This is a genomic window from Uliginosibacterium sp. H1 (assembly GCF_036017065.1).
GTDB lineage: Bacteria > Pseudomonadota > Gammaproteobacteria > Burkholderiales > Rhodocyclaceae > Uliginosibacterium.
Genome location: NZ_JAYXHR010000003.1, coordinates 302,150 through 325,975, shown reverse-complemented (window position 1 = coordinate 325,975; position 23,826 = coordinate 302,150). Strand labels below are relative to the sequence as shown.

The following is a 23,826-nucleotide window of genomic DNA, read 5'->3' as shown; positions in this document are numbered from 1 at the left end:
ATTCCCGCCCTGCTCGTCAGCGCTGCGTTGCTCGCACATGCCATGCAGGCTGTCGCCAACCCGGGCACCGGGCAATCCTCACCAGCACCGGCCACGCCCGCGCAGACCACGCCTGCGCCCACCACCGATTTCCTGTTCGGCTGGGGCGAACTGCCCGTGGCACAGGCCCGGCCCGGTGGCGGCATGACGCATGGCACGCCGGTGACGCTGGCGCCACCCCGCGCGCTGCCGCTGGCCGAAATCGCCGCAGCGAAGACACCGTTCGAGCGCGACCGTGCCGCCATCCTGTCGCTGGCCGGTGACTACAAGACCAGCTTTCATTTCATGGAGACCCTGGGCCTCACGCAGGATTTCAAGCTCGCGCGGCCCTACCACTCCTGGGCGACGGAACAGGTGCGGGTCATCGAGGACACCGGCCGTTTCATCAGCCTGCAGCACATGCTGGTGATGTACTTCCGCCAGCCCGACGGCACGGTCGCCGGGCCGATGGTGATGAAGCACTGGCGACAGGACTGGACCTTCGAGGACACCGACCTGCACGTCTACAACGGCGATGACACCTGGGTACGCCGCAAGCTGGCCGCCGGCGAGGCGGCCGGCACCTGGTCGCAAGCGGTGTCGCAGGTGGACGATTCGCCACGCTACGAGGCCTACGGGAAATGGGAGCACCGCGGCAACCTGTCGCAATGGACGGGCTCGCGCGAACTGCGTCCGCTGCCACGTCGCGAACACACCACGCGCAAGGACTACACGGTGATGGAAGGCGAGCACCGCATCATCCTCACCAGTGCCGGCTGGCTGCACCAGCAGGAGAACCGCAAGCGGGTGGCCGGCCCGGCGGCGGGCGAGCCGCGCTACATCGCCGAGGAACTCGGGCTGGACCGCTACGAGCGCATCACCGCGCCCAGCCTGGCGGCCGGCGACGAATACTGGCGCAACACCGCCGCCTACTGGGCGGTGGTGCGCCGGGTGTTCCGCGAGTTGCAGGCCAGGCATGACCGGCTGGTACTGCACGACCGGATCGGCCAGCAGGCGCTGTTCGAGCCGCTGTTCGCCGAGGCCGACGCCTACAACGAGGGCAAGGCCTTCGACGCCGTCGCGGCGGAGGCAAAGGTGCGGGCGATCATCGCGCCCTTCCTCGGCAGCGGTGCCGGCTGAAAGCCCGGTGCAGGCGCCAGCCACCACGTTCCGACTCGTTGCCCGCCCCCTCGCCCGCCACGGCCGTAACAGCCGGGGCGCACGCTCTGCCTCATTGCAGTGCACAATCCCCCCAGGCCCGGATACCCGGCCTCGCTTTGGTGCCAGAAGCCGGTGCCAGCGTCGCGAGCCGGGGCATCGTCGCTGTGCACGCTAATTGCTACGTACCAGGCAGTCTCCCGGAGAAGAGTCCATGTCGATCCACGTCGCGCTCAATCACATCACCCATTACAAGTACGACCGGCCGATCCAGCTCGGCCCCCAGGTCGTACGCCTGCGCCCTGCGCCGCATTCGCGCACGCGGGTGCTCAGCTATTCCATGCGGGTGACGCCCGAGAAGCACTTCATCAACTGGCAACAGGACCCGCAGAGCAATTACCTGGCGCGCCTGGTCTTCCCGGAGAAGACCACCGAGTTCCGCGTGGAGATCGACCTGGTGGTCGAGATGGCGGTGCTGAACCCCTTTGACTTCTTCCTGGAACCCGGCGCCACCAACTTCCCCTTCAAGTACGACGAATCGCTGGCGACCGAGCTGGCGCCCTACCTCGTCAAGGCACCGCTGACGCCGAAGTTCGCCGCCTACCTCGACAAGGTGCCGAAGACCGAGCAGCACACCATCGACTTCCTGGTGGCGGTGAACCAGATGATCCAGAAGGACATCGCCTACACCATCCGCATGGAGCCAGGCGTGCAGACGCCGGAGCAGACGCTGGACAAGGCGCTCGGCTCCTGCCGCGATTCCGGCTGGTTGCTGGTGCAGTTGCTGCGCCACCTCGGCCTGGCCGCGCGTTTCGTGTCCGGCTACCTGATCCAGCTGAAGCCCGACGTGAAGTCGCTGGACGGCCCCTCCGGCACCGAGGTCGACTTCACCGACCTGCACGCCTGGTGCGAGGTATACCTGCCCGGTGCCGGCTGGATCGGCTTCGACCCCACCTCCGGCCTGCTGGCCGGCGAAGGCCACATCCCGCTAGCGTGCTCGCCGGAGCCCTCCTCCGCCGCGCCCATCACCGGCGTGCTGGAGCAGGCCGAAGTGGAGTTCGAACACCACATGCGCGTGGACCGCATCTGGGAAGCGCCAAGGGTGACCAAACCCTACACGGACGAACAGTGGGCGGACATCAGCGAACTGGGCCTGCGCATCGACAGCGACCTGAACCTCCACGACGTGCGTCTCACGCAGGGCGGCGAACCCACCTTCGTGTCGGTGGATGACCGTGACGGCGCCGAGTGGAATACCGACGCGCTGGGCCCGACCAAGCGCGGCCTGTCCGCCGAGCTGCTGGCCAAGCTCAAGGCCAGGTACGCGCCGGAAGGCCTGCTGCACTACGGCCAGGGCAAGTGGTACCCCGGCGAGCAGTTGCCGCGCTGGTCGCTCAACCTGTTCTGGCGCAAGGACGGCGAGCCGGTGTGGAGCAAGCCGGAACTCTTCGCCGACGAGAAGAAGGACTACGGCGTCACCGAGGCACAGGCCGCCGGCTTCCTGCGTGCCCTCAGCGAAAAACTCGGGCTGGAATCGAAATACGTCTTCCCCGCCTTCGAGGACGTCTGGTACTACCTGTGGCGCGAGCGCCGCCTCCCCACCAACGTCGACCCCTTCGACGCCCGCCTGGCCGACCCGCTGGAGCGCGAGCGCCTGCGCAAGGTGTTCACCGAAGGGCTGGACAAGACCGTCGGCTGGGTGCTGCCGATCGCGCGCAGCCACACCGCCCCCGATCGCTGGCAGACCGGTCCGTGGTTCCTGCGCGAGGAACGTTGCTACCTGACTCCCGGCGACTCCGCGCTCGGCTACCGCCTGCCGCTGGACTCGCAGCCCTGGGCCAAGCAGGGCGACTACCCGTGGATCCACCAGCCGGACCCGACCCAGAGCTTCCCGCCGCTGCCGCCCTACCGCCGCCTGCGCACGCTGAACCGTGCGGAGGACGCCAACGGCGCAGCCTGGAACGCCTTGCAGCACGACCCGTACGCAGAGCTGGATGACCCCCAGGGCCTCGGAGGCGTGGGGGGCGTGGCCGGCTTGAAGCGTCGCGAGGCGGACCGCCTGCGCAGCCGCAGCAACATTTCGCCCGATGCCGCACCGGCCGCCTTCCGGTCCGCCGGCTGGATCACCCGCACCGCCATGTGCGCGGAGCCACGCGACGGCAAGCTCTACCTCTTCATGCCGCCGACCGCCGCGCTGGAGGACTACCTGGAGATCGTCAGCGCCATCGAGGCGACTGCCGACGAACTGGCCCTGCCGGTCGTCCTCGAAGGCTATGAACCCCCGAAGGATCCGCGCCTCACCACCCTGCGCGTGACGCCAGACCCGGGTGTCATCGAGGTGAACATCCACCCGGCATCCTCGTGGACCGAGCTGGTCGACCAGACCACCCACCTCTACGACGCCGCCCACCACACGCGCCTGTCGACCGAGAAGTTCATGCTCGACGGCCGCCACAGCGGCACCGGGGGCGGCAACCACTTCGTGCTGGGCGGTGCCACCCCGGCCGACTCGCCCTTCCTGCGCCGGCCCGACGTGCTGGCCAGCATGATCGCCTACTGGCACAACCACCCGGCGCTGTCCTACCTGTTCTCCGGCATGTTCATCGGCCCGACCAGCCAGGCGCCGCGCATCGACGAGGCACGCAACGACTCGGTGTACGAGATCGAGATCGCCTTCCGGGAAATGCAGCGCCTGTCGCAGCAATGGGCCGGTGCCGCGCCGCCCTGGCAGGTCGACCGCCTGCTGCGCAACCTGCTCATCGACGTGACCGGCAACACGCACCGCGCCGAGTTCTGCATCGACAAGCTGTACTCGCCGGATTCGTCCAGCGGCCGCCTCGGCCTGCTGGAGATGCGTGCCTTCGAAATGCCGCCGCACGCGCAGATGAGCCTCACCCAACAACTGCTGATGCGCGCACTGGTCAGCCGCTTCTGGCAGCACCCCTACCAGCCGCCGCGCATCAAGCGCTGGGGCACCGAGCTGCATGACCGTTTCATGCTGCCGCACTTCGTATGGGAAGACCTGCAGGACGTCATGACCGAACTGCAGGACTTCGGCTACCCGCTGCAGTCCGACTGGTTCGCCCCGCACCTGGAATTCCGCTTCCCCAAGCTGGGCGACTTCGCCGCCAAGAGCGTCGACGTCCAGCTGCGCATGGCACTGGAGCCCTGGCACGTGATGGGCGAAGAAGGCGCACCCGGCGGCACCGTGCGCTACGTCGACTCCTCTGTCGAGCGCCTGCAGGTGAAGGTGGACGGCCTGGTCGGCGACCGCCACGTGCTGAGCTGCAACGGCCGCATCGTGCCGCTGCAACCCACCGGCAACGTCGGCGAATATGTCGCTGGCGTGCGTTACCGCGCCTGGTGGCCCAGCAGCTCGCTGCACCCCACCATCGGCGTGCACGTCCCGCTGACCTTCGACCTGGTCGACACCTGGATGGACCGCTCGCTGGGCGGCTGCCAGTACCACGTCGCCCACCCCGGCGGCCGCAACTACGTCACCTTCCCGATCAACGCCTTCGAAGCCGAGGCCCGCCGCCTCAACCGCTTCTTCCGCATGGGCCACACGCCGGGCAAGGTGCAGGTCAGCGAGGAACCACGCAACCCGGACTTCCCGTTCACGCTGGACCTGCGGCGGGCAGTGCCCGGCTAGCCAGGCTGGCACCCGGGGCGCCAGGCGGCCGCAAATTGCAGCCGCCTGCGTATTCTTGCGTATTGGCCCGGCGGAAGGCCGTGCTAGCCTGCGTGCTCCCGATGTGCGCCCCGCAGAAGGCCCTGCAGCCCTTCGCGACAAGAGCGCCGCTGCAAAAGACCTTTCGCCGCCATGCCCCAGCAGTTGCTCGCGCACTACCCTCCCGACGATGACCGCCACGACGAGATGTTCGCGGCCGCCGGCAGCGCGCGTGGCCACTACCAGCGCCTGTACGAGCGCCTGCTGGCGCAGACGCCGCCGCAACTGCGTTCGCTGTTCGGCGAGGTGGACCGCCAGATCCGCGACAACGGCGTCACCTACAACGTCTACGGCGACGCGCAGGGTGCGGACCGCCCGTGGAACCTGGACCCGCTGCCACTGATCATCCCGGCCGCGGAATGGCGCGAGATCGAACGCGGCGTGACCCAGCGCGCCACCTTGTTCAACCGGGTGCTGGCCGATCTCTACGGCCCGCAGGACCTGCTGCGCGAAGGCCGCCTGCCGCCCTCGCTGCTGCTGGGCCACCCGGGCTACCTGCGGCCGATGCACGGCATCGAACCGGCCGGCGGCATCTTCCTGCACACCTATGCGGTGGACCTGGCGCGTTCGCCGGACGGCCACTGGTGGGTCATCGGCGACCGGACGCAGGCACCGTCCGGCGCCGGCTACGCGCTGGAGAACCGGCTGATCGTCTCGCGCCTGCTGCCAGACCTGTTCCAGGACCTCAAGGTGCGCCGCCTGGCCGGCTACTTCGCCGCCATGCGCGACAGCTTCGAGCAGCTGGCGCCGCGCAACGGCGAGCCCTGCCGCACGGTGCTGCTGACGCCGGGGCCGTACAACGAGACCTATTTCGAGCACGCCTACCTGGCGCGCTACCTCGGCTTCCCGCTGGTGGAAGGGCACGACCTGACGGTGCGCGAGGGCTGCGTGTGGCTCAAGACACTGTCCGGCCTGCAGCGGGTGCACGCCATCATCCGCCGCCTGGACGACGACTACTGCGACCCGCTGGAACTGCGCGCGGATTCCGCGCTGGGCATTCCCGGCCTCGTGGAGGCGATCCGCCGTGGCAACGTGATGGTCGCCAACGCGCTGGGCACCAGCGTGCTGGAGTCCGGCGCGCTCAACGGCTTCATGCCCGGCCTGTGCGAACACCTGCTGGGCGAATCGCTGGCGATTCCCAACGTCGCCACCTGGTGGTGTGGCGAAAACGCCGCGATGGAAGACGCCCTGCAGCAGGCCGACCACCTGGTCTTCAAGGGCGCCATGCCGCAGCGGCCCTTCGGCCCGGTCTTCGGCGACAAGCTGGATGCCGGCCGCATGGATGACCTGGCACGCCGCGTACGCAGCGCGCCGCAGGACATGGTGGCGCAGGAACTGGTGCAGCTGTCGCGCGCACCGGTGCTCGACCGCGAGCACGGCCGCCGCCTGTTGCCCCGCTCGGTCGGCCTGCGCGTGTTCGCGGTGGCCACGCCGCAGGGCTACGTGGTGATGCCGGGTGGATTGGCCCGCACGTCGTCGCAAGACGACCTGCGCATCCTGTCCAGCCAGCGCGGCGGCGGCAGCAAGGACGTGTGGGTGCTGGGCGACGAGCCGCCCACCCAGTTGTCATTGCTGCACCGGCCGGTCCGCGCGACCGACCTGGTGCGCAGCGGTGCCGGCCTGTCCAGCCGCGTGGTCGAGAACCTGTTCTGGTTCGGGCGCTACACGGAGCGCTGCGACAACCTCGCCCGCTACCTGCGCGTCGCCCTCGCCCGCGTGGTGGATGACAGCGAGGGCTCCGCCACCTGGCAAGGAATCGACACCCTGGGCAAGCGCATGGGCATCATCGATGCCGAGACCACCAGCCGCTGGGCCGTGCCGCGCCAGCTGGTGCGCGCGGTGACCGACGTGGAGATGGCGGCCGGCCTGGCCTGCCACGTGCAGTACCTGTCGCGCGTGGGCTTCTCGCTGCGCGAGCGCCTGTCGCTGGACAACTGGCGCACCCTCAATGCACTGACGGCGCGGATCGCCCGCAAACCGCACAACCAGATGGGCGTGTTCGAGGCGCTGGCGATGCTGGACGACCTGATCAACCGCTTCATGACGCTGTCCGGCTTCGCGCTGGACGGCATGACCCGCGACCACGGCTGGCGTTTCCTGTCGCTGGGCCGGCGCATCGAGCGCCTGCAGTTCCAGTCGCTGGCCATCGAAAGCGCTTTCGCCGGCAGCGCGGACGCCAGCCCCGAATGGCTGCTGGAAGTGTCCGACAGCATCGTGACCTACCGTTCGCGCTACCTCGCCCAGCCGGAATGGCTGGCCGTGCTGGACCTGCTGGTGCGCGACGAGTCCAATCCGCGGGCGCTGGTGTTCCAGAGCCTGGGGCTCACCGAATACCTCAGCCGCCTGGCGGGCAGCCTCGGCCCCATGCCGGGCAGGCCGCTCGTCGAGGCCCACAAGGCCCTGCTCGGACTGGACCCGGACCTCGACCTGCAACACGGTTCATCGGCCCTGGCCAGCCTGCTGGACAGCATGCGCGACGCCACCTCCAACCTGTCGGACGAACTGTCGCTGCGTTTCTTCAGCCACGTGCGCAGCACGCGCATCAGCGCCTGAAGCGAACCTCCCGGGTCGCGGGTCGCCCGGGCTGTGCTCCGCTCAGACGCGGAAGCGGCTGATAGTGCTCTGCATGCTCTGCGCCACGCTGCTCAGACGCTGGGCGGCCTCGCTGGTGGAGCCGGTACCGGCGCTGATCTCCTCCGCATGCACCGCGATCTGCTCCACCTTCGTCGCCACGTCCGTCGACGCCGCCGACTGCTCGCGCAGGCCGGTGGCAATCTCGGCGACGAGATCGGCAACCTGCCGGGCGATCGTGCGCAGTTCTTCCACCGCGCTGCCCGCCGAGTTGGCATGGCCCACACCCTGGTCCACCGAGCGCACGCCGTGCTGGATCTCGGTCACCGCCTCGCGGGTGGTCGTCTGGATGTTGCCGATCATCTGGCTGATCTCCGAGGTGGACATCGCAGTCCGCTCGGCCAGCTTGCGCACTTCGTCGGCCACCACGGCGAAGCCTCGGCCCTGCTCACCGGCGCGGGCGGCTTCGATGGCGGCGTTCAAGGCCAGCAGATTGGTCTGGTCGGCAATCTCGCGGATGACCACGATGATGTTGGAGATGCGCGCGGACTGCCCTTCGAGGTCCGCGATCCGCGTGGCCGCCGCCGTCACGACTTGGGCCAGGTTCTGGATCTCCGACACCACGCGCGCGATGGTCCTGGCGCCGTCGGCCGCCTTCTGGTCGGCATTCGCCGCCAGCGCGCTGGCATCGTTGGTGTTGTCCGACACGTGGGTGATCGAAACGGTCAGTTCCTCGATGTTGGCAGCGATCGCCGATGCCGCCGAGCTCTGCGCATGGCTGTTCACTTCCATCTGTCCGACGTTGCTGGTCAGCAGTTGCGAGGCCTCCGCCACTTCGTCCGCCTGCCTGCGGGTCTCGGCCACCGAGGTCCGCAGCGCGTCACGCATCGCGCGCATCGCCTGGGTCAGGTGGCCGATCTCATCCCTTCCGCCCTCGCGCACATCCACCGACAGGTCGCCGTCGGCGATCTGTCGCGTCACCTGCACCACGCCGGTCAGGCGCCGCGAAACCCTTGCGGAGAACCACATGGAGAAGCCCACCGCGATCAACGTGGACAGCAGCAGTGCCGCCCAGCCCCAGGTCTGCGCGGACTTGCCCGCGGCACGCGCCAGGGCGGCGCGCTGCAGGGCTTCCTCCTGCTTGAACTTCTCCAGCGCATCGGTGGCGTCTCGCGTTGCGTTGGCCAGCTTCGGCCACTCTCCCAGCGCGACGGCAAGGGCCTGGTCGCGGTTGCCCGCCTGCAACAGGGAAGTGCCCCGCTCCACCGCTGCCGCATAGGCGGCGGCGGCTTCGTCGATCTTGCCGACCAGGGCACGGTCGTTGTCGTCGTCGGCCAGTGCGCGCTGCGCCTCCAGCTCCTTCTTGAGCTGCGCGTCCAGCTCGCGCATCGAGGTTGCCAGCTTCTCGCGCTCGGCGTCCGATGCAGCCGTCATCACCTCCAAGCTGCGCACGCGGTAGCGCAGGCGCAGCTGGGAGACCATCGACGCGGAGCGCAGGGACTGCACCGAGTCCTCGCCGAGCTCGTCGACCGTTGCGTTGATGGTGCCGATCTCGTAGATGCAGAACAGCAACGCCATGACGAGGGTGCCGCTGCCCAGCAGGAAATTCAGGCCCAGCTTGCTACGAAAACTCAGATGATCGAACCACATGACTGCCTCCCCGATCTGGCAGAACCGCGCGCCGCGGGCTGCATTGCCCGCAGCCGGCGCCTGTCCCGCCTGCCCGGAAGCACAACGACACCGCTTTGTCATACTTGAGCCATCACCCCGGCCCGGGGCCCGGAAACAACGTTTTCTCACGCTGTTTGACAGTTGCAGAGCCAGACGCCACCGTACGGTGCCGTGCAGCGTAGCGCCCGCCAGAACACCCGTAGGCGGCCACGCACGCCCTCGCGTAAAGTAGCGGCATGCCCTGTTACCACGTCCTCCACGACACGCGTTACCGCTACGGCGCGTTCGTCTCGCTGGCCCAGCACCTGCTGCACCTCGTCCCGCGCGAGACGGAACAACAGCGCGTACTCCACCACCAGTTGGCGATCAGCCCCGCACCGGCCGAGCGGCGCGTGCGGCAGAACTGGTTCGGTACCGAGGAAGTCCATGTCACGCTGAGCGAACCGCACGACACCCTGCGCGTGTTGGCCGCCAGCACGGTGGAACTGCAGGGACGCCCGGCCGCCCACCGGGAGGCGCCCGGCCCGGCCTGGGAAGAAGTCGTGGCCGAACTGGCGCGGTATCCGGGCGACGCGCCGCTGGATGCCGTGGAATGCACGCAGGCCTCGCCCCTGGTGCCCACCGCGGACGCGCTCCGGGCGTGGGCCGGCCCCAGCTTCACCGCGGGCCGCCCCTTGCTGGAAGCGACAAGGGAGCTGAACAGCCGCCTTTTCGACGAGTTCACCTTCGACCCGAAGGCCACCACGGTCGGCACCTCGGTCCTGCAGGTGCTGCAGCAGAAGCGCGGCGTCTGCCAGGACTTCACCCACCTCATGCTGGGCGCCCTGCGCTCGCTGGGTCTGGCAGCGCGCTACATGAGCGGCTACCTGCTGACCACGCCGCCCCCCGGCAAGCCGCGCATGATCGGCGCCGACGCCTCGCACGCCTGGATCGCCCTGTGGTGCCCCGGCCAGGGCTGGGTGGAATTCGACCCCACCAACGACTGCCAGCCGCAGGACGAGCACATCGTGCTCGGCTGGGGCCGCGACTTCACCGACGTGACGCCGATGCGTGGCGTGATCCTCGGCGGCTCCGACCACGAGGTGGACGTGGAAGTCACCGTCATGCCGGCGGAATTGCGTTCGCTGGACTCCCTGATCGAAGAAGTGCGGGACCGGCAGGAAGCCGCCGAGTCCGAAGCGGCGTGACGGAAACGGACTGAACGAACATGCACACCCGACTGGTTTCCGCCGACACGCTGGCCACGCGCGATCCGCGCGCAGACTGGCTGCTGCTCGACGTGCGCCATGACCTCGCGAACCCGACGGCAGGCGAGCAAGCCTATGCGCAAGGGCACATCCCCGGCGCGTTCTTCCTCCATCTTGACCGCGACCTGTCCGGCGCGAAGAACGGCCGCAACGGACGCCACCCCTTGCCCGCCCGCGCGGACTTTGCCGCCCGCATGGCCGCGCTCGGGCTCACCCCCGCCACGCAGGTCGTCGCCTACGACGCCCAGGGTGGCATGTTCGCCGCGCGGCTATGGTGGATGCTGCGCTGGCTGGGCCACGAAGCCGTCGCGGTCCTGGACGGCGGCCTGCCCGCATGGACCGGCGCCGGCCACGCGCTGGACACGGATGCCCCGGCGCCTCGCAGCGCCGCCACGCAGTACGAGGCCCCCTCCCGCGTACCCGTTCGTCATGCCGACGAAATACTGGCGCGACTCGGCGATGCCACGCAGCTCATCGTCGATGCACGCGCAGCCGATCGCTTCCGTGGCGAGAACGAGACGCTCGACCCGGTCGGTGGCCATATTCCCGGTGCGCGCAACCGCTTCTTCAAGGACAACCTGGAGGGTGACGGCCGCTTCAAGTCCGCCGCGCAACTGCGCGAGGAGTGGCAGCAGGTGCTCGGCGCCACGCCGCCCACCGAGGCGGTGCACCAGTGCGGCTCGGGGGTCACGGCCTGCCACAACCTGCTGGCACTGGAGGTCGCCGGGCTGGCTGGCGGCATGCTCTATCCGGGGTCGTGGAGCGAATGGTGCAGCGAGCCTTCGCGTCCGGTGGAACGCGCCTAGGCAACTCGCCGGACTGGCCGTAAAGCCCTGCCAGCAAGGCTTTCCACAAACACTTCCAGCGGCGTGCGGTCGGCTTCCGGGGACCGGCGGCAACACAATGTGACAGATTGCATCCGCTGATCAGCGTGACTCGCAGAGTCGTCATGGGTGGTGGCAGACTCTGTTCGCGCAAGGCGAAGGGGGGATCGTCAGGCAACGCGATCGGAGCCTTGCGCAGACCACTACAACAACAAAGACCACCATGACCGTGCTTTACAGAATCGTATTCCGGGGCGATATCCTGCCCGGACGGCGGCCGGCACTCGTCCGCACGCGCGCATCTTCGCGCCTCGGGCTGGCCCCGACGCAGGTCGACCAGCTCTTCTCGGGCCGCACGCTGTACCTGAAGCGCAACCTGCCGGCCGATGAAACGAAATCCTATGTGAAGGAACTGCTGACCATCGGCCTGCATGTGCGCATCGAGCGCGAGCCGGAAGCAGTCAGCGCACCGCCCTCCACGCCGGTCGCCGCCCCGCCGGCACCGCGCGCACTGTCCGACTCGGGCTTCGATCCGGACAAGGCGGACATGTACACGCCGACCCAGCTCGACCACGCGCTGTCCTTCTACGCCGCGGCCTACAACAGCGCCGAGCTGGCCGCCGCCGCGCCCGCGCCGGAACCGGTCACCTCCTTCGTGAGATCCGTGCCGGCCTCGGTGACCACCGCCCCGCCGACCGAGGTCGTGCCGGACGAAGCACCGACGCCCAAGGGCAAGCGCCAGCGTTCGCTGAAGGAACAGATGGAAAAGCAGGCGCGGGTTCGCGCCGCCAAGCCCCGCAAGCCGGTGAACCGCGCGCCGACCTACATGATGCTCAGCGGCGTGCTGATCCTCGTCGGCGTGCTGGTGCTCGGCTGAGGCCGCTCGTCACGCCAGCACTTGCGGGGCAAGTGCTGGCGTTACTGCCAGTCCGGCTCCGGCAGGTGGACGAAGGCCTCGCGCAAGGCCTCGCCCCAGTGGTTGCGGATCATGCGGAAGTAAGGGTCCTCGGCCACGATCTTCTGGTGGATCGACACCTTGCATTCGTTGGTGCGCACCACCACCAGGTCCAGCGGCAGGCCGACCGAGAGGTTGGAACGGATCGTCGAATCCATCGAGATCAGCGCGCACTTGGCCGCCACGGGCAGCGGCGTTTCACGACGCAACACCCGGTCGATGATGGGCTTGCCGTACTTCGTCTCGCCGATCTGGAAGTACGGCGTCTCCTCGGTGGACTCGATGAAGTTGCCCGCGGAATAGACCTGGAACAGGCGTGGCGGCTCGCCGAATATCTGCCCGCCCAGCACGACGTTGGCGGAGAAGTCGACACCGAAGTGCTGCAGGGCCTCCGCGTCGCGGCGGTACACCTCGCGCATCGCATCGCCCACCACTCGCGCGGCCTCGAACATGTTGGGCACGTTCCACAGGCTGAGATTCGCATCGTGCGAGGCCATCTGCTCCTTGAGCAGCGACACCACCGTCTGGGTGATGGCGAGGTTGCCGGAAGTCATCAACAGCATGACCCGCTCGCCCGGCCGCTCGAACACGTTCATCTTGCGGAAGGTGTTGATGTTGTCGACACCCGCGTTGGTGCGGGAGTCCGACAGGAACACCAGCCCCGCATCCAGGTTCATGCCCACGCAGTAGGTCATCCTTGGCCTCTCTCGTCGAAGCGCCCATCGCGCAACGGGCGTCTACAAAAACACGGGGCACCTGCTGCGGCGCCCCGTCATCCTGCATGGAAGCTTAGTCCGTAACGCTGCGGTCTAGTTGCGTACCCGCGTCACGCTGATGCGCTCTTCGACAGCCTCCACGCCGCCGCCCTGGTGCGAGCCGCGCAGCGAGCAGGCTTCCAGCCGGTCACGCCCGACAGCGAGGCGGACGAGATTGCCGTCGGCCAGGCGCGCGTTGCTGACGTCGAAACTGATCCATCCGTAGTCGACGCCCAGCCACACGTCCGCCCAGGCATGGCCGGTGGCGTGGTCCAGTTCCGACAGCAGGTAGCCACTGACGAAACGCGCCGGGATGCTGGCGGTACGACAGGCCGCCAGGAAGACATGGGTCTGGTCGCAGGCCGCGCCGTTGCCGCGCGAGAAGGCCGGACGGGCCCCCTCGCAGGGCACTGCGGCCAACGGCACACGCTCGGTCACGGCGGACAGGAATTCACGCACGGCGCCGAGGCGGTTGCTGCTCCCGCCCCCCAGGTGTTGCATGGCGAACTCGCGCAGGGCTTCGTCCGGCGCGGTCAGCGGCGTCTCTGCCAGGAAGGCCAATGGCGCCAGGCCGCCATGCGCCGCGAGCTGCGGGCCGGCGTCCACCGTCTCCAGCGTGGACAGGGAGATGACGTCGATCTCGTCATGCGGCGCGGTCAGCGTCATCAGGTGGGCGGTGTTGCCCCACACATCGTGGCTCTTGCTACAGCGCGCCGGCGCGATGATCTGGCTGCGCTTGAGACGCTGCCCGGCGTCCTCACGCGGCGTCACGCGAAGCTTGTGGATGCTGTAGCTGGCGGGGCTGTCGAAGCGGCAGCGGGTTTCGTGACGGATCTGGTAGAGCATCGTTACTCTCCTTCTGGCAGTCGTCGTTCGGTACTCGTTTCAACTCGTGATCGGAACGAGGAAGTCGCTGGCGATCCGGTTGCCCAGATCGTTGACGCGGGTGATGAAGGTCGTCAGGAAACTGTGCAGGCCGCCCTTGAAGACGTCCTCGACGCGGCCGAAGCGCAATTGGGAGGCCAGCTCGCCGACGCGTCTTTCGGTCTCGCGCGAGCGCTGGTTGGCCACGCGTTGCAGCCAGCCGTAGGCTTCGTCCATGCAGTAGGCCAGCGAGCGCGGCATGTCCTGCCGCAGCACCAGCAGCTCGGCCACACGGGTGGGGGTGATCTGGTCGCGATAGACGCGGCGGTAGATCTCGAAGGCCGACACGCAGTGCAGCAGCGCGCTCCACTGGTAGTACTCGCCGGCCTCGTCGCGGCGCGGCGCCTCGCTGATGAAGCGGTACTTCACATCAAGCAGGCGCGCGGTGTTGTCGGCACGCTCCACGAAGGTACCGAGGCGCAGGAAGCTGGTGGAGTCGTCGCGCATCATGGTACCGAAGGTGCAACCGCGCGACTGGTGCGAGCGCATCTTCACCCATTCGAAGAACTGCTCGGCGCCATCCACGTCCATCTGGTCCAGCGAGTAGCTGCGCAGCTTCAGCCAGGTGGCGTTGGTGATCTCCCACAGCTCGCTGGTCAGGGTGCCGCGCACGGCATGCGCATTCTCGCGCGCGCTGCGTAGGCAGCTGAAGATGCTGCCGGGATTGTCGCGGTCCAGCGTCATGAAGCGCAGCACGTCGTTGGGCGTGACTTCTTCGTGGCGCTGGTGATAGGCGTCCAGCAGGCCGATGGAGTCGAGCGTGGCGATCCACATGCGCTCGACTTCGCGCTCGCTCTGCGGCATCAGCGACATGCGGTTGTTCACGTCGAGCAGACGCGCGAGGTTCTCGGCGCGTTCGACGTAGCGGGACATCCAGTACAGGTGGTCGGCGGTGCGGCTCAGCATGTCAGGCCTCCAGAACCCAGGTGTCCTTGGTACCCCCGCCCTGCGAGGAATTCACCACCAGCGAACCATCCTTCAGCGCCACGCGGGTGAGCCCGCCGGGCACGAAGCGCACCTCGTTGCCGGACAGCACGAAGGGCCGCAGGTCGATGTGGCGCGGCGCGATGCCCGCATCGACGAAGGTCGGGCAGGTAGACAGCGCCAGCGTCGGCTGGGCGATGTACTTTTCCGGCGAGGCGATGATGCGTTCGCGGAAGGCCTCGATCTCCGCCTTGGTGGAGGCCGGGCCGACCAGCATGCCGTAGCCGCCGGCACCGTGTACTTCCTTGACCACCAGTTCCGGCAGGTGTTCCAGCACGTAGGCCAGGTCGTCCGGTTTGCGCAGCATGTAGGTGGGCACGTTGTTGAGCAGCGGCTCCTCGCCCAGGTAGAAGCGCACCATGTCCGGCACGTAGGGATAGATGGACTTGTCGTCCGCCACGCCGGTGCCGATGGCGTTGGCCAGCGTCACGCCGCCTTCGCGGTAGGCGTTGAGCAGGCCGGGCACGCCGAGCATGGAGTCCGGACGGAAGGCGAGCGGGTCGAGGAAGTCGTCGTCGATGCGGCGGTAGATGACATCCACGCGCTGCGGGCCCTGGGTGGTACGCATGAAGACCTGGCCGTCGCGCACGAAGAGGTCCTGCCCTTCCACCAGCTCCACGCCCATCTGCTGCGCGAGGAAGGCGTGCTCGAAGTAGGCGCTGTTGTAGCTGCCCGGGGTCAGCACCACGACGTTCGGGTCCGGCACGCCCTTGGGCGCGACGCTGCGCAGCGTGTCGAGCAGCAGGTCCGGGTAGTGCTCCACCGGTGCGACGCGGTGGCGATTGAAGAGCTCCGGGAACAACCGCATCATCATGCGGCGGTCCTCGATCATGTAGCTGACGCCGGAAGGCACCCGCAGGTTGTCTTCCAGCACGTAGAACTCGCCGGCGCCGGCGCGCACGATGTCCACCCCGGCGATGGCCGCGTAAATGCCATTGGGTACATCGACCCCCTGCATCTCCGGCCGGTACTGCGCATTGGACAGCACCTGCTCGGGCGGGATCTTGCCGGCCTTGATGATTTCCTGGTCGTGGTAGATATCGGCGATGAAGGCGTTGAGCGCCTTGATGCGCTGACGCAGGCCGGCGGCGAGCTTCTGCCACTCGTCCGCGGGAATGATGCGGGGGATCACGTCGAAGGGGATCAGGCGCTCGGCCCCCTCCTCCTCGCCATAGACGGCAAAGGTGATGCCGAAGCGGTGGAACAGCGCATCCGCTTCCTGGCGCTTGCGGGCCATACGCTCGGCAGATACGCCGTCGAGCCATTTCTGGTAGCCGGCGTAGTACGGACGGACGCTGCCATCCGGCAGGTGCATCTCGTCGTAGAACTTCGAATAGGAGGCGGACGCCTCCTTGCGGTTTGCCGTGGGGCTCAAGGACTCCTCCTCATGCTGCGCTGCACATCTGGCTTTGTAACAGCGAGAACTGTGCCAAGCAATCCACCTGCCGTTTCCGGTGCAGGACTTGCGGAACCACCGTGTTACCGCACCATCGCAGGGAGCCACCGATGGCAAGACCGACCAGAACGGTGCATGGCCGCTGGTACTGGCGGGCGTCGGTGCTGTCGTTCAGCCGTCTACCGGCCGGGCCGGTGTCTCCAGCAACAACTGGTAGAAGCCGAGGTCCAGCCACCTGCCGAACTTGAAACCCGCCTGCCGGATGGTGCCCGCATGCGTGAAACCCAGCGACTCATGCAAGGCGATGCTGCCGCGGTTCTCCATGTCGATGCCGCCGACCATCACGTGATACTGCTGCATGACAGCCGCCTTGATCAGTTCCTGCAACAAGGCCCGGCCAATGCCCTTTCCGCGATGCGCGTGGTGCACATACACGGAGTGCTCGACCGAATACTTGTAGGCCGGCCAGGCGCGGAAACTCCCGTAGCTGGCGAAACCCAGCAAGGCTCCTGATTCATCGACAGCGCCAATGACCGGAAAGTGCCCGGCTTCCTTGGCCTTGAACCAGCCGACCATGCTTTCGGGCGGCCGTGGCTGGTAGTCGTAGAGCGCGGTGGAGGTGACGATGGCTTCGTTGAAGATGGCCAGGATGGCCGCACCGTGGGTGTCCAGCGAACAGGGGACGAACTGCATGAAGGGGGCGTGGCGGTCCGGAAGTCAGTCAGGAGAACAGCTGATGCGTCATGCGGGCTAGGGCACCCAGTGATCGATGGCCTGCCATTGCTCGCGATCCTTCTCGACACGGACGGTGCCGACGTCGAAGACCGTCATGCCGTAGGCCGCCAGGTGGACATAGTTCTGCGTGTCGCGCAATGCGGAGACCAGCGGCAGGCCGGTGGTCTGCACGAAGCGCAGGAACTGCTCGGCCGAACGGGTGCGCGGATCCAGGCGCATGCCGACCAGCCCGATCGGCAGCCCGTGCGAGGCCTTGAACTCGGCAAGCTCGTTCAGGAAGTCGCGGGTCGCCAGGATGTCGAACATCGATGGCTGCAGCGGCACCACCAGACGATCGGCGCGCTTCAGCAGATCCTTCAACGCCCCGCCATGCAGGGCGGCCGGCGTATCCAGGACGGCGTGGGTCGTGCCCTTCGGCGGCTTGGCCGGCTGGCCGGCCTCGATGTCCCAGCTGGAGATGGTGGGCAGGGCCTTGGGACGGCGCGCCAGCCAATACCGGGTGGATTGCTGGCGGTCGGTGTCGCCCAGCATGACGCGGACATCCTCCCCGCGATGCGCCAGCATGCCGGCGAGGTTGGTTGCCAGGGTGCTCTTGCCCACGCCCCCCTTGGGGTTCGCCACCAGAATCACTTGCATGCCCACGTTCTCCCGAAGATGACAGCGACAAGTACACCTGATCCACCACCCTGCGCAGGGTCGGAACACCGCGATGCAGTGTCCCGGAGTTAGCGGCCGCAGCCTGGCGAAATGAAGCGTGGCCGGGCGCTACGGCATTCCGGCTTGCTCCAGCGCACGCACCGCACGCCGGATCGTCAGGCTTCAGGCACGTCGCCAGGTCGTGCCCTGCGGACTGTCTTCCAGCACGATGCCGCGCGCCTTGATCTCGTCGCGGATGCGGTCGGCCTCGGCGAAATTGCGGTTCTTCTTGGCGTCGTTGCGCGCGGCGATCAGCGCGTCGATCTCGGCCGCATCGTCCCCCTGCGCGGCGCCGCCCTGCACGAAGCGGGTGGCATCCTGCTGCAACAGGCCGACGGTGCCGCCCAGCGCGCGCAGCAGGCCGGCGAGTTCCGGCGATCGCGTGCGGTTCACCTCGCCGCGCAGCTCGTGCAGCACGGCGAAGGCCTGGGCGGTGTGGAAATCGTCGTCCATCGCGTCGCGGAAGGCCCTGGCCTGCGGCAGGCTCCAGTCGATGACGCCATCCGGACCGGCGGCGGCCGGCGGCACTTCGCGCAGCGTGTTGTAGAAGGCCAGCAGCGAGGCGCGGGCGTCCTGCAGCGTGTCCCAGGTGTAGTTGATCTCGCTGCGGTAGTGGCCGCGCAGCAGGAAGTAGCGCAGCACCTCGCCGCCCTGCACCGGGTCCAGCTTGTTGAGGATCTCGCGGGTGGTAAACACGTTGCCCAGCGACTTGGACATCTTCTCGTTGTCCATGTTGAGGAAGGCCGCGTGCATCCAGTAATTCACGAAGGGTTTGCCGCTGGCGCCTTCGCTCTGGGCGATCTCGTTCTCGTGGTGGGGGAACTGCAGGTCCCAGCCACCGCCGTGGATGTCCAGGGTGTCGCCCAGCTCGGCGCGGCTCATCGCCGAGCACTCGATATGCCAGCCGGGACGGCCGTTGCCGTAGTGCGAGCACCAGTGCGGCTCCTGCGGCTTGGCGGCCTTCCACAGCACGAAGTCCAGCGGATCGCGCTTGTGGCCGTCGACCGCCACGCGTTCACCGGCGCGCAGGTCGTCGATGGACTTGCCGGAAAGCTTGCCGTAGCCGGGAAATTCGCGCACCGCGTAATACACGTCGCCATTGTCGGCCGGGTAGGCGCGCTTCTTCTCCACCAGCTCGCCGATGATGCCCAGCATGTTGTCGATGTGCGCCGTGGCGCGCGGCTCGGCGCTCGGGCGCAGCATGCCGAGGCGGTCGCAGTCCTCGTGCATGGCGGCGACCATACGCTCGGTCAGCGCCTCGATGGACTCGCCATTCCTGTTGGCGCGCTCGATGATCTTGTCATCGACGTCGGTGATGTTGCGCACGTACTTCACGTCGTAGCCGGTGGCGCGCAGCCAGCGGAAGACCATGTCGAAGACGGTCAGGGTGCGGGCGTTGCCGACGTGGAAGTAGTCGTAGACGGTCAGGCCGCAGACATACATGCGGACCTTGCCGGGTTCCAGAGGAGTGAAGTCCTGCTTTTCGCGCTTGAGCGTGTTGTAGATGCGCAGCATTTTTATCGGTGTTGTGTCTTCCCGACCGCCGTGTTGCGCGAGGCGCACACCGGCGCCCGGAGTGTCGGCAGGGTGGCAAGCGCCGATGGGCGCGCCCCCGCGACTACAGTAGAATCGCGCCATTTGCCGGGACAGCCTCCCGGCAACCTGCGACCGACTCTACCACAATGCGCTCAATGACCAGCCGCCGCTACAAGCCTGTTGCAGCCTGCCTCCCGGCCCTTTTCGTGGTCATTTCCGTAGCCCTGTCTGCATCGCCTGTCGCGGCCGCGCCGGAAGACGTCCAGAACCTGATCAAGCAAGGCCAGTTCACCCAGGCACTGGACCGCGCCGACCGCGACCTGGTGGCGAACCCCAAGGATCGCAAGACCCGCTTCCTGAAAGGCGTCGCGCTGACCGAGCTGAACCGGCTGGACGAAGCCGCCCAGGTCTTCCTCAAGCTGACCGAGGAAGCGCCCGAGCTGCCCGAGCCCTACAACAACCTGGCGGTGATCTACGCCCAGCAGAAGCAGTACGACAAGGCCAAGGCCGCGCTGGAAATGGCGATCCGCACCCATCCGTCGTATTCCATCGCCCACGAGAACCTCGGCGACCTGTACACCAAGATGGCGCGCCAGGCCTATGACCGCGCCCTGCAACTGGACGCCGCCAACCCCAGCACCCAGGCCAAGCTGGGCCTGATCCGCGAAATCATCTCGGTGGGCACCAAGCCGGGTGCACCGGCAGCCGCCACCCCGCCGGCAGCTGCCGTTCAACCGGCCAGGCCGCCGGTTGTCGCCGCCGCGCCGACGCCGGCTGCACCGCCCGCCCCCACTCCCGCCGCTCCGGCGCCGGCTGCCAAGCCGGTTCCGGTGCCTCCGCCGCCCCCTGCTGCTGCCCCTGCGCCGGCCACCAGGCCGATCGCCACACCCGCCCCGGCACCGGCCGAAAAGCCAGCCGTGGCAACGGCCGACGCCGAAGACGACGCCCGCAAGATGGTGCAATCCTGGGCCGACGCCTGGTCGCGCAAGGACGTCAAGGACTACCTGGCGTTCTATGCGCGGGACTTCGCCGTGCCCGGCAAGACCAGCCGCGCCGACTGGGAAAAAGAGCGCCGCACGCGTATCGACAAGCCCGGCACGATTAAAGTCGGCCTGTCGAATCTCCGTATCAAGGTGGATGGCGACCGGGCCACCGCCCAGTTCCGCCAGGCGTACAGCGCCCCCGGCCTGAACGCCAACAGCAACAAGACGCTGGAGCTGGTGCGCCGCAACGGACGCTGGCAGATCCAGCAGGAACGCGTGAACTAATTGCAACGCATGAGCCGCATCACCCCATCCCTGCGCCGGCTGCTGCCGATGGTGCTGGGTTGCCTTGCCTTGCTCGTCGCCGGCCCCACCGGCGCACCGACCGGCCTGCGCGCCGGCGTCTCCGACGCCGGCCCCGACGCCACGCTGACGCTGATCCTGCGCGACATCGACAACAACAAGCTGGACGTGGCCCTGGACCGCACCAACGCGCTGTTGAAGGCCTACCCCAATTTCCGCCTCGGCTGGCTGATCCAGGGCGACCTGCTGCTGGCCCGCGCCCGCCCGCTGACCACCTTCGGCAACGTCCCGGAAGGCGGTGACCGCCTGCGCGACCTGCGGCTGGAAGCGATCGCCCGCCTCAAAGGGTACCGCAACCGCCCGGCCGACACCCAGGTGCCGCGCTACCTGCTGCAGATGGAAGCGGACCAGAAATACGCCGTGGTGGTGGATACCCAGCGCTCGCGCCTGTACATCTACCGCAACGAGAACGGCCGCCCGGTGTTCGTGGCGGACTACTACGCCAGCCAGGGCAAGGCCGGCTCCAACAAGATGCGCGAAGGTGACAACAAGACGCCGCTGGGCGTCTATCACGTCACCGGTTTCATCCCGCGCGAGAAGATCGGCGACTTCTACGGGGCCGGCGCCTTCCCGATCAACTATCCCAACGAATGGGACAAGCGCGAAGGCAAGACCGGCTATGGCATCTGGTTGCACGGCGTGCCGTCCGACACCTATGCCCGCCCGCCGCTGGCGTCCGAAGGCTGCGTGGTGATCTCCAACCAGGACTTCCGCGCCATCTCCGGCTACATGCAGGCCGGCCGCACCCCCTTCATCATCAGCGACGGCGTGGAATGGCTGTCGCTGGACGACTGGAAGAGCGAGCGCACGTCGCTCAACGCCACCATCGAGCAATGGCGCAAGGACTGGGAAAGCCGCGACACCGCGCGCTACCTCAGCCACTACTCGAAGGAGTTCAAGAGCGGCAACCAGGACTTCGCGGCGTGGTCGAAGCAGAAGCAGCAGGTCAATGCGGGCAAGGATTTCATCGAGGTCGATCTGCGCGCGATGAGCATGTTCCGCAACCCCGGCAAGGACATGGTGGTCGTCGCCTTCGAGCAGGACTACCGCAGCAACAACCTGAGCAACGTTGCCCGCAAGCGCCAGTACTGGGTGCGCGAAGGCAGCGCCTGGAAAATCATCTACGAAGGAGTCGCCTCTTGAGCCTGTCCCACGTGACCAAACGCTTCGCTGCGCACCTGCTGTGCGCTGCAGCCGCCTGTGCCACTGCCTTTGCCAGTTTCGTCGCCCACGCCGCCGACCCGCGCGTGAAGTTCGAGACCACGCTGGGCAGCTTCACGGTGGAGCTGTACCCGGAGAAGGCGCCGCTGTCGGTCGCCAACTTCCTGCAGTACGTGGACGACAAGCATTACGACGGCACGGTGTTCCACCGCGTGATCCCGGGCTTCGTCGCCCAGGGTGGCGGCTTCGACAAGGGCATGAACCAGAAGCCGGTGCGCAAGCCCATCGCGCTGGAATCGAAGAACGGCCTGAAGAACGACACCGGCACCCTTGCCATGGCGCGTACCGGCGACCCCAATTCGGCGACGTCGCAGTTCTACATCAACCTGAACAACAACGGCATGCTCAACCACCCGCAACCGGACGGCCACGGCTACGCCGTGTTCGGCAAGGTGGTGGACGGCATGGACGTGGTGAACAAGATGGCCACGGTGCCCACCGGCAACGCGGGCGGCATGGGCGACGTACCGCGCACGCCGATCATCGTCACCACCGCGCGCGTGCTGCCTGATGCCGCCGCAGCCGGGAAAGACGCGCCACAGAAACGCTGAGCGCAGACACGCATCTGCGCCTATCCTTGATTGCCCCCGGGCCGCATCAGCGGCCCTCAGCTTTTTTCACAGATCGACAGGAGAACCCCAATGTCCACCGTCAAGCTCACCACCAACCACGGCGACATCGTCATCGCACTGGACGCCGAGAAGGCACCCGAAACAGTCAAGAACTTCCTGTCCTACGTCGAGTCCGGCCACTATGACGGCACCATCTTCCACCGCGTCATCGCCGGCTTCATGATCCAGGGCGGCGGCTTCACGCCCGACATGGAGCAGAAGTCCACCCAGGACCCGATCAAGAACGAAGCCAGCAACGGGCTGAAGAACGACATCGGCACCGTCGCCATGGCGCGCACCAGCGACCCGCACTCCGCCACTGCGCAGTTCTTCATCAACGTGGCCGACAACGACTTCCTGAACTTCCGCAACGAGAGCGTGCAAGGCTGGGGTTACTGCGTGTTCGGCAAGGTCACCGAAGGCCTGGACGTCATGAACAAGATCAAGGGCGTGAAGACCGGCCGCAGCGGCTTCCACCAGGACGTACCCGCCGAAGCGGTCGTCATCGAGAAGGCCGAAGTGGTCGCCTGACGCGACTGCCGACAAGGCTTGTCGCATTGCCCCGGACGCCGGCCCAGTGCCGGCGTTGCTGTTACCGGGGCCCCCGGCCCCGTTCCTCCCGGCCCCTTTTTCCGGCCGCGTTTCTCCCGGCCCCTTCCCCGATGTCGGCGCGCCGCGCCACACGCATCTGGACCAGACCTGTCGTGATCTACTTCATCTCCGACCTGCACCTCGACGAATCGCGCCCCGCCACGGCCCAGGCGTTCCTGGACTTCCTCGCAGGGCCGGTACGCCAGGGGCAGGCGCTGTGGATACTGGGAGATCTCTTCGAGTTCTGGACCGGTGACGAAGAGGTGGACACGCCTTTCAACCGCCGGATTGCCGACGCGCTGTCGGCCCTGCGCGGCGCCGGCGTCGACATCAAGCTCGTGATCGGCAATCGCGACTTCCTGCTCGGCCGGCAATTCGCGAAACGATGCGGCTTGCAGATCGTCGACGAGCCGGCACAGATCGACCTCGGCGGGCACCGGACGGTGCTCCTGCATGGCGACGCCCAGTGCACGGACGACGTGTCCTACCAGCGATTCCGCGCCAAAGTCCGCTCGCCCTGGCGGCAGTTCGTGTTCTGCCGGCTGCCGTTCTGGCTACGCCTGAAGATCACCCGCGGCGTGCGCAACCAGATCGGCAACGCCAAGCAACTCAAGGAAATGCGCATCATGGACGTCAATGACGACGCCATCGCGCAGGTGTTCCGGGACAGCGGCGCCAGCTGGATGATCCACGGCCACACTCACCGCCCCGCCCGCCACGATCTGGTGGTGGACGGCCAGGCACGGGTGCGCTGGGTACTGGCGGACTGGCACGACAAGGCGACGTGGCTGGAGTGGAACGGCCAGGCGCTACAGGCGCGCGAGGCCTGAGCTGTCACACCCGGCGCGACGCCGGGG

The 23,826-nt window shown here is 67.5% G+C and carries 19 protein-coding genes; 11 read left to right on the top strand and 8 right to left on the bottom strand.

Features of this window, described 5'->3' with window-relative positions; translation table 11 throughout:
- Positions 1 to 42 precede the first annotated feature (42 nt).
- The 3 genes from VVD47_RS18165 (at position 43) to VVD47_RS18155 (ending at position 7,459) form a co-directional block, all read left to right on the top strand.
- The gene (locus VVD47_RS18165) at positions 43 to 1,158 is read left to right on the top strand and encodes a DUF6607 family protein (RefSeq protein WP_327604927.1); all 1,116 of its coding nucleotides are present in this window, start codon (positions 43 to 45) and stop codon (positions 1,156 to 1,158) included.
- 232 nt (positions 1,159 to 1,390) lie between these two features.
- Positions 1,391 to 4,828, top strand: a complete 3,438-nt coding sequence (locus VVD47_RS18160; protein ID WP_327604926.1) for a transglutaminase family protein — start codon at positions 1,391 to 1,393, stop codon at positions 4,826 to 4,828.
- A 171-nt stretch (positions 4,829 to 4,999) separates the two neighbouring features.
- Complete coding sequence (locus VVD47_RS18155) at positions 5,000 to 7,459, top strand: circularly permuted type 2 ATP-grasp protein (protein ID WP_327604925.1); 2,460 nt, start codon at positions 5,000 to 5,002, stop codon at positions 7,457 to 7,459.
- A gap of 42 nt (positions 7,460 to 7,501) precedes the next feature.
- On the opposite strand, the gene VVD47_RS18150 is transcribed toward VVD47_RS18155, so the two are convergent.
- The gene (locus tag VVD47_RS18150) at positions 7,502 to 9,127 is read right to left on the bottom strand and encodes a methyl-accepting chemotaxis protein (protein ID WP_327604924.1); all 1,626 of its coding nucleotides are present in this window, start codon (positions 9,125 to 9,127) and stop codon (positions 7,502 to 7,504) included.
- Between the two features lie 257 nt (positions 9,128 to 9,384).
- Here VVD47_RS18150 and VVD47_RS18145 point away from each other — a divergent pair, with 257 nt between their 5' ends.
- The 3 genes from VVD47_RS18145 to VVD47_RS18135 all read left to right on the top strand — a co-directional run bounded on the left by VVD47_RS18145 (position 9,385) and on the right by VVD47_RS18135 (position 12,096).
- On the top strand, positions 9,385 to 10,335 hold the full coding sequence (locus VVD47_RS18145; protein ID WP_327604923.1) for a transglutaminase family protein: 951 nt from the start codon (positions 9,385 to 9,387) through the stop codon (positions 10,333 to 10,335).
- Positions 10,336 to 10,355: 20 nt separating this feature from the next.
- Positions 10,356 to 11,201 carry a sulfurtransferase gene (locus VVD47_RS18140; RefSeq protein WP_327604922.1) on the top strand — a complete coding sequence of 282 codons (846 nt, stop codon included), beginning with the start codon at positions 10,356 to 10,358 and terminating at the stop codon, positions 11,199 to 11,201.
- Positions 11,202 to 11,448: 247 nt separating this feature from the next.
- Positions 11,449 to 12,096 carry a hypothetical protein gene (locus VVD47_RS18135; protein ID WP_327604921.1) on the top strand — a complete coding sequence of 216 codons (648 nt, stop codon included), beginning with the start codon at positions 11,449 to 11,451 and terminating at the stop codon, positions 12,094 to 12,096.
- Between the two features lie 41 nt (positions 12,097 to 12,137).
- Here VVD47_RS18135 and VVD47_RS18130 read toward each other — a convergent pair whose 3' ends face one another.
- The 7 genes from VVD47_RS18130 to cysS all read right to left on the bottom strand — a co-directional run bounded on the left by VVD47_RS18130 (position 12,138) and on the right by cysS (position 19,179).
- Positions 12,138 to 12,869 (bottom strand): proteasome-type protease, encoded by a 732-nt coding sequence (locus tag VVD47_RS18130; RefSeq protein WP_327604920.1) that lies wholly within the window; start codon positions 12,867 to 12,869, stop codon positions 12,138 to 12,140.
- Positions 12,870 to 12,983: 114 nt separating this feature from the next.
- On the bottom strand, positions 12,984 to 13,775 hold the full coding sequence (locus VVD47_RS18125; RefSeq protein ID WP_327604919.1) for a transglutaminase family protein: 792 nt from the start codon (positions 13,773 to 13,775) through the stop codon (positions 12,984 to 12,986).
- A gap of 39 nt (positions 13,776 to 13,814) precedes the next feature.
- Positions 13,815 to 14,759, bottom strand: a complete 945-nt coding sequence (locus VVD47_RS18120) for an alpha-E domain-containing protein (RefSeq protein WP_327604918.1) — start codon at positions 14,757 to 14,759, stop codon at positions 13,815 to 13,817.
- A 1-nt stretch (position 14,760) separates the two neighbouring features.
- A complete protein-coding gene (locus VVD47_RS18115) occupies positions 14,761 to 16,152 on the bottom strand; it encodes a circularly permuted type 2 ATP-grasp protein (RefSeq protein WP_327605128.1) in 1,392 nt (463 codons plus the stop codon).
- Positions 16,153 to 16,404: 252 nt separating this feature from the next.
- Positions 16,405 to 16,926, bottom strand: a complete 522-nt coding sequence (locus tag VVD47_RS18110; protein WP_327604917.1) for a GNAT family N-acetyltransferase — start codon at positions 16,924 to 16,926, stop codon at positions 16,405 to 16,407.
- Between the two features lie 57 nt (positions 16,927 to 16,983).
- Complete coding sequence (locus VVD47_RS18105) at positions 16,984 to 17,604, bottom strand: ParA family protein (protein ID WP_327604916.1); 621 nt, start codon at positions 17,602 to 17,604, stop codon at positions 16,984 to 16,986.
- 183 nt (positions 17,605 to 17,787) lie between these two features.
- Positions 17,788 to 19,179 (bottom strand): cysteine--tRNA ligase, encoded by a 1,392-nt coding sequence (gene cysS, locus VVD47_RS18100; RefSeq protein ID WP_327604915.1) that lies wholly within the window; start codon positions 19,177 to 19,179, stop codon positions 17,788 to 17,790.
- A 227-nt stretch (positions 19,180 to 19,406) separates the two neighbouring features.
- Here cysS and VVD47_RS18095 point away from each other — a divergent pair, with 227 nt between their 5' ends.
- The 5 genes from VVD47_RS18095 (at position 19,407) to VVD47_RS18075 (ending at position 23,799) form a co-directional block, all read left to right on the top strand.
- Complete coding sequence (locus tag VVD47_RS18095; protein WP_327604914.1) at positions 19,407 to 20,468, top strand: YybH family protein; 1,062 nt, start codon at positions 19,407 to 19,409, stop codon at positions 20,466 to 20,468.
- 9 nt (positions 20,469 to 20,477) lie between these two features.
- Complete coding sequence (locus VVD47_RS18090) at positions 20,478 to 21,689, top strand: L,D-transpeptidase family protein (RefSeq protein ID WP_327604913.1); 1,212 nt, start codon at positions 20,478 to 20,480, stop codon at positions 21,687 to 21,689.
- Positions 21,686 to 22,318: a peptidylprolyl isomerase gene (locus VVD47_RS18085; protein WP_443080996.1), complete on the top strand. Its 633-nt coding sequence runs from the start codon at positions 21,686 to 21,688 to the stop codon at positions 22,316 to 22,318. Before VVD47_RS18090 ends, VVD47_RS18085 begins: the two co-directional genes overlap by 4 nt.
- A 90-nt stretch (positions 22,319 to 22,408) precedes the next feature.
- On the top strand, positions 22,409 to 22,909 hold the full coding sequence (locus tag VVD47_RS18080) for a peptidylprolyl isomerase (protein WP_327604912.1): 501 nt from the start codon (positions 22,409 to 22,411) through the stop codon (positions 22,907 to 22,909).
- 173 nt (positions 22,910 to 23,082) lie between these two features.
- The gene (locus VVD47_RS18075) at positions 23,083 to 23,799 is read left to right on the top strand and encodes a UDP-2,3-diacylglucosamine diphosphatase (protein ID WP_327604911.1); all 717 of its coding nucleotides are present in this window, start codon (positions 23,083 to 23,085) and stop codon (positions 23,797 to 23,799) included.
- Positions 23,800 to 23,826: the final 27 nt, after the last annotated feature.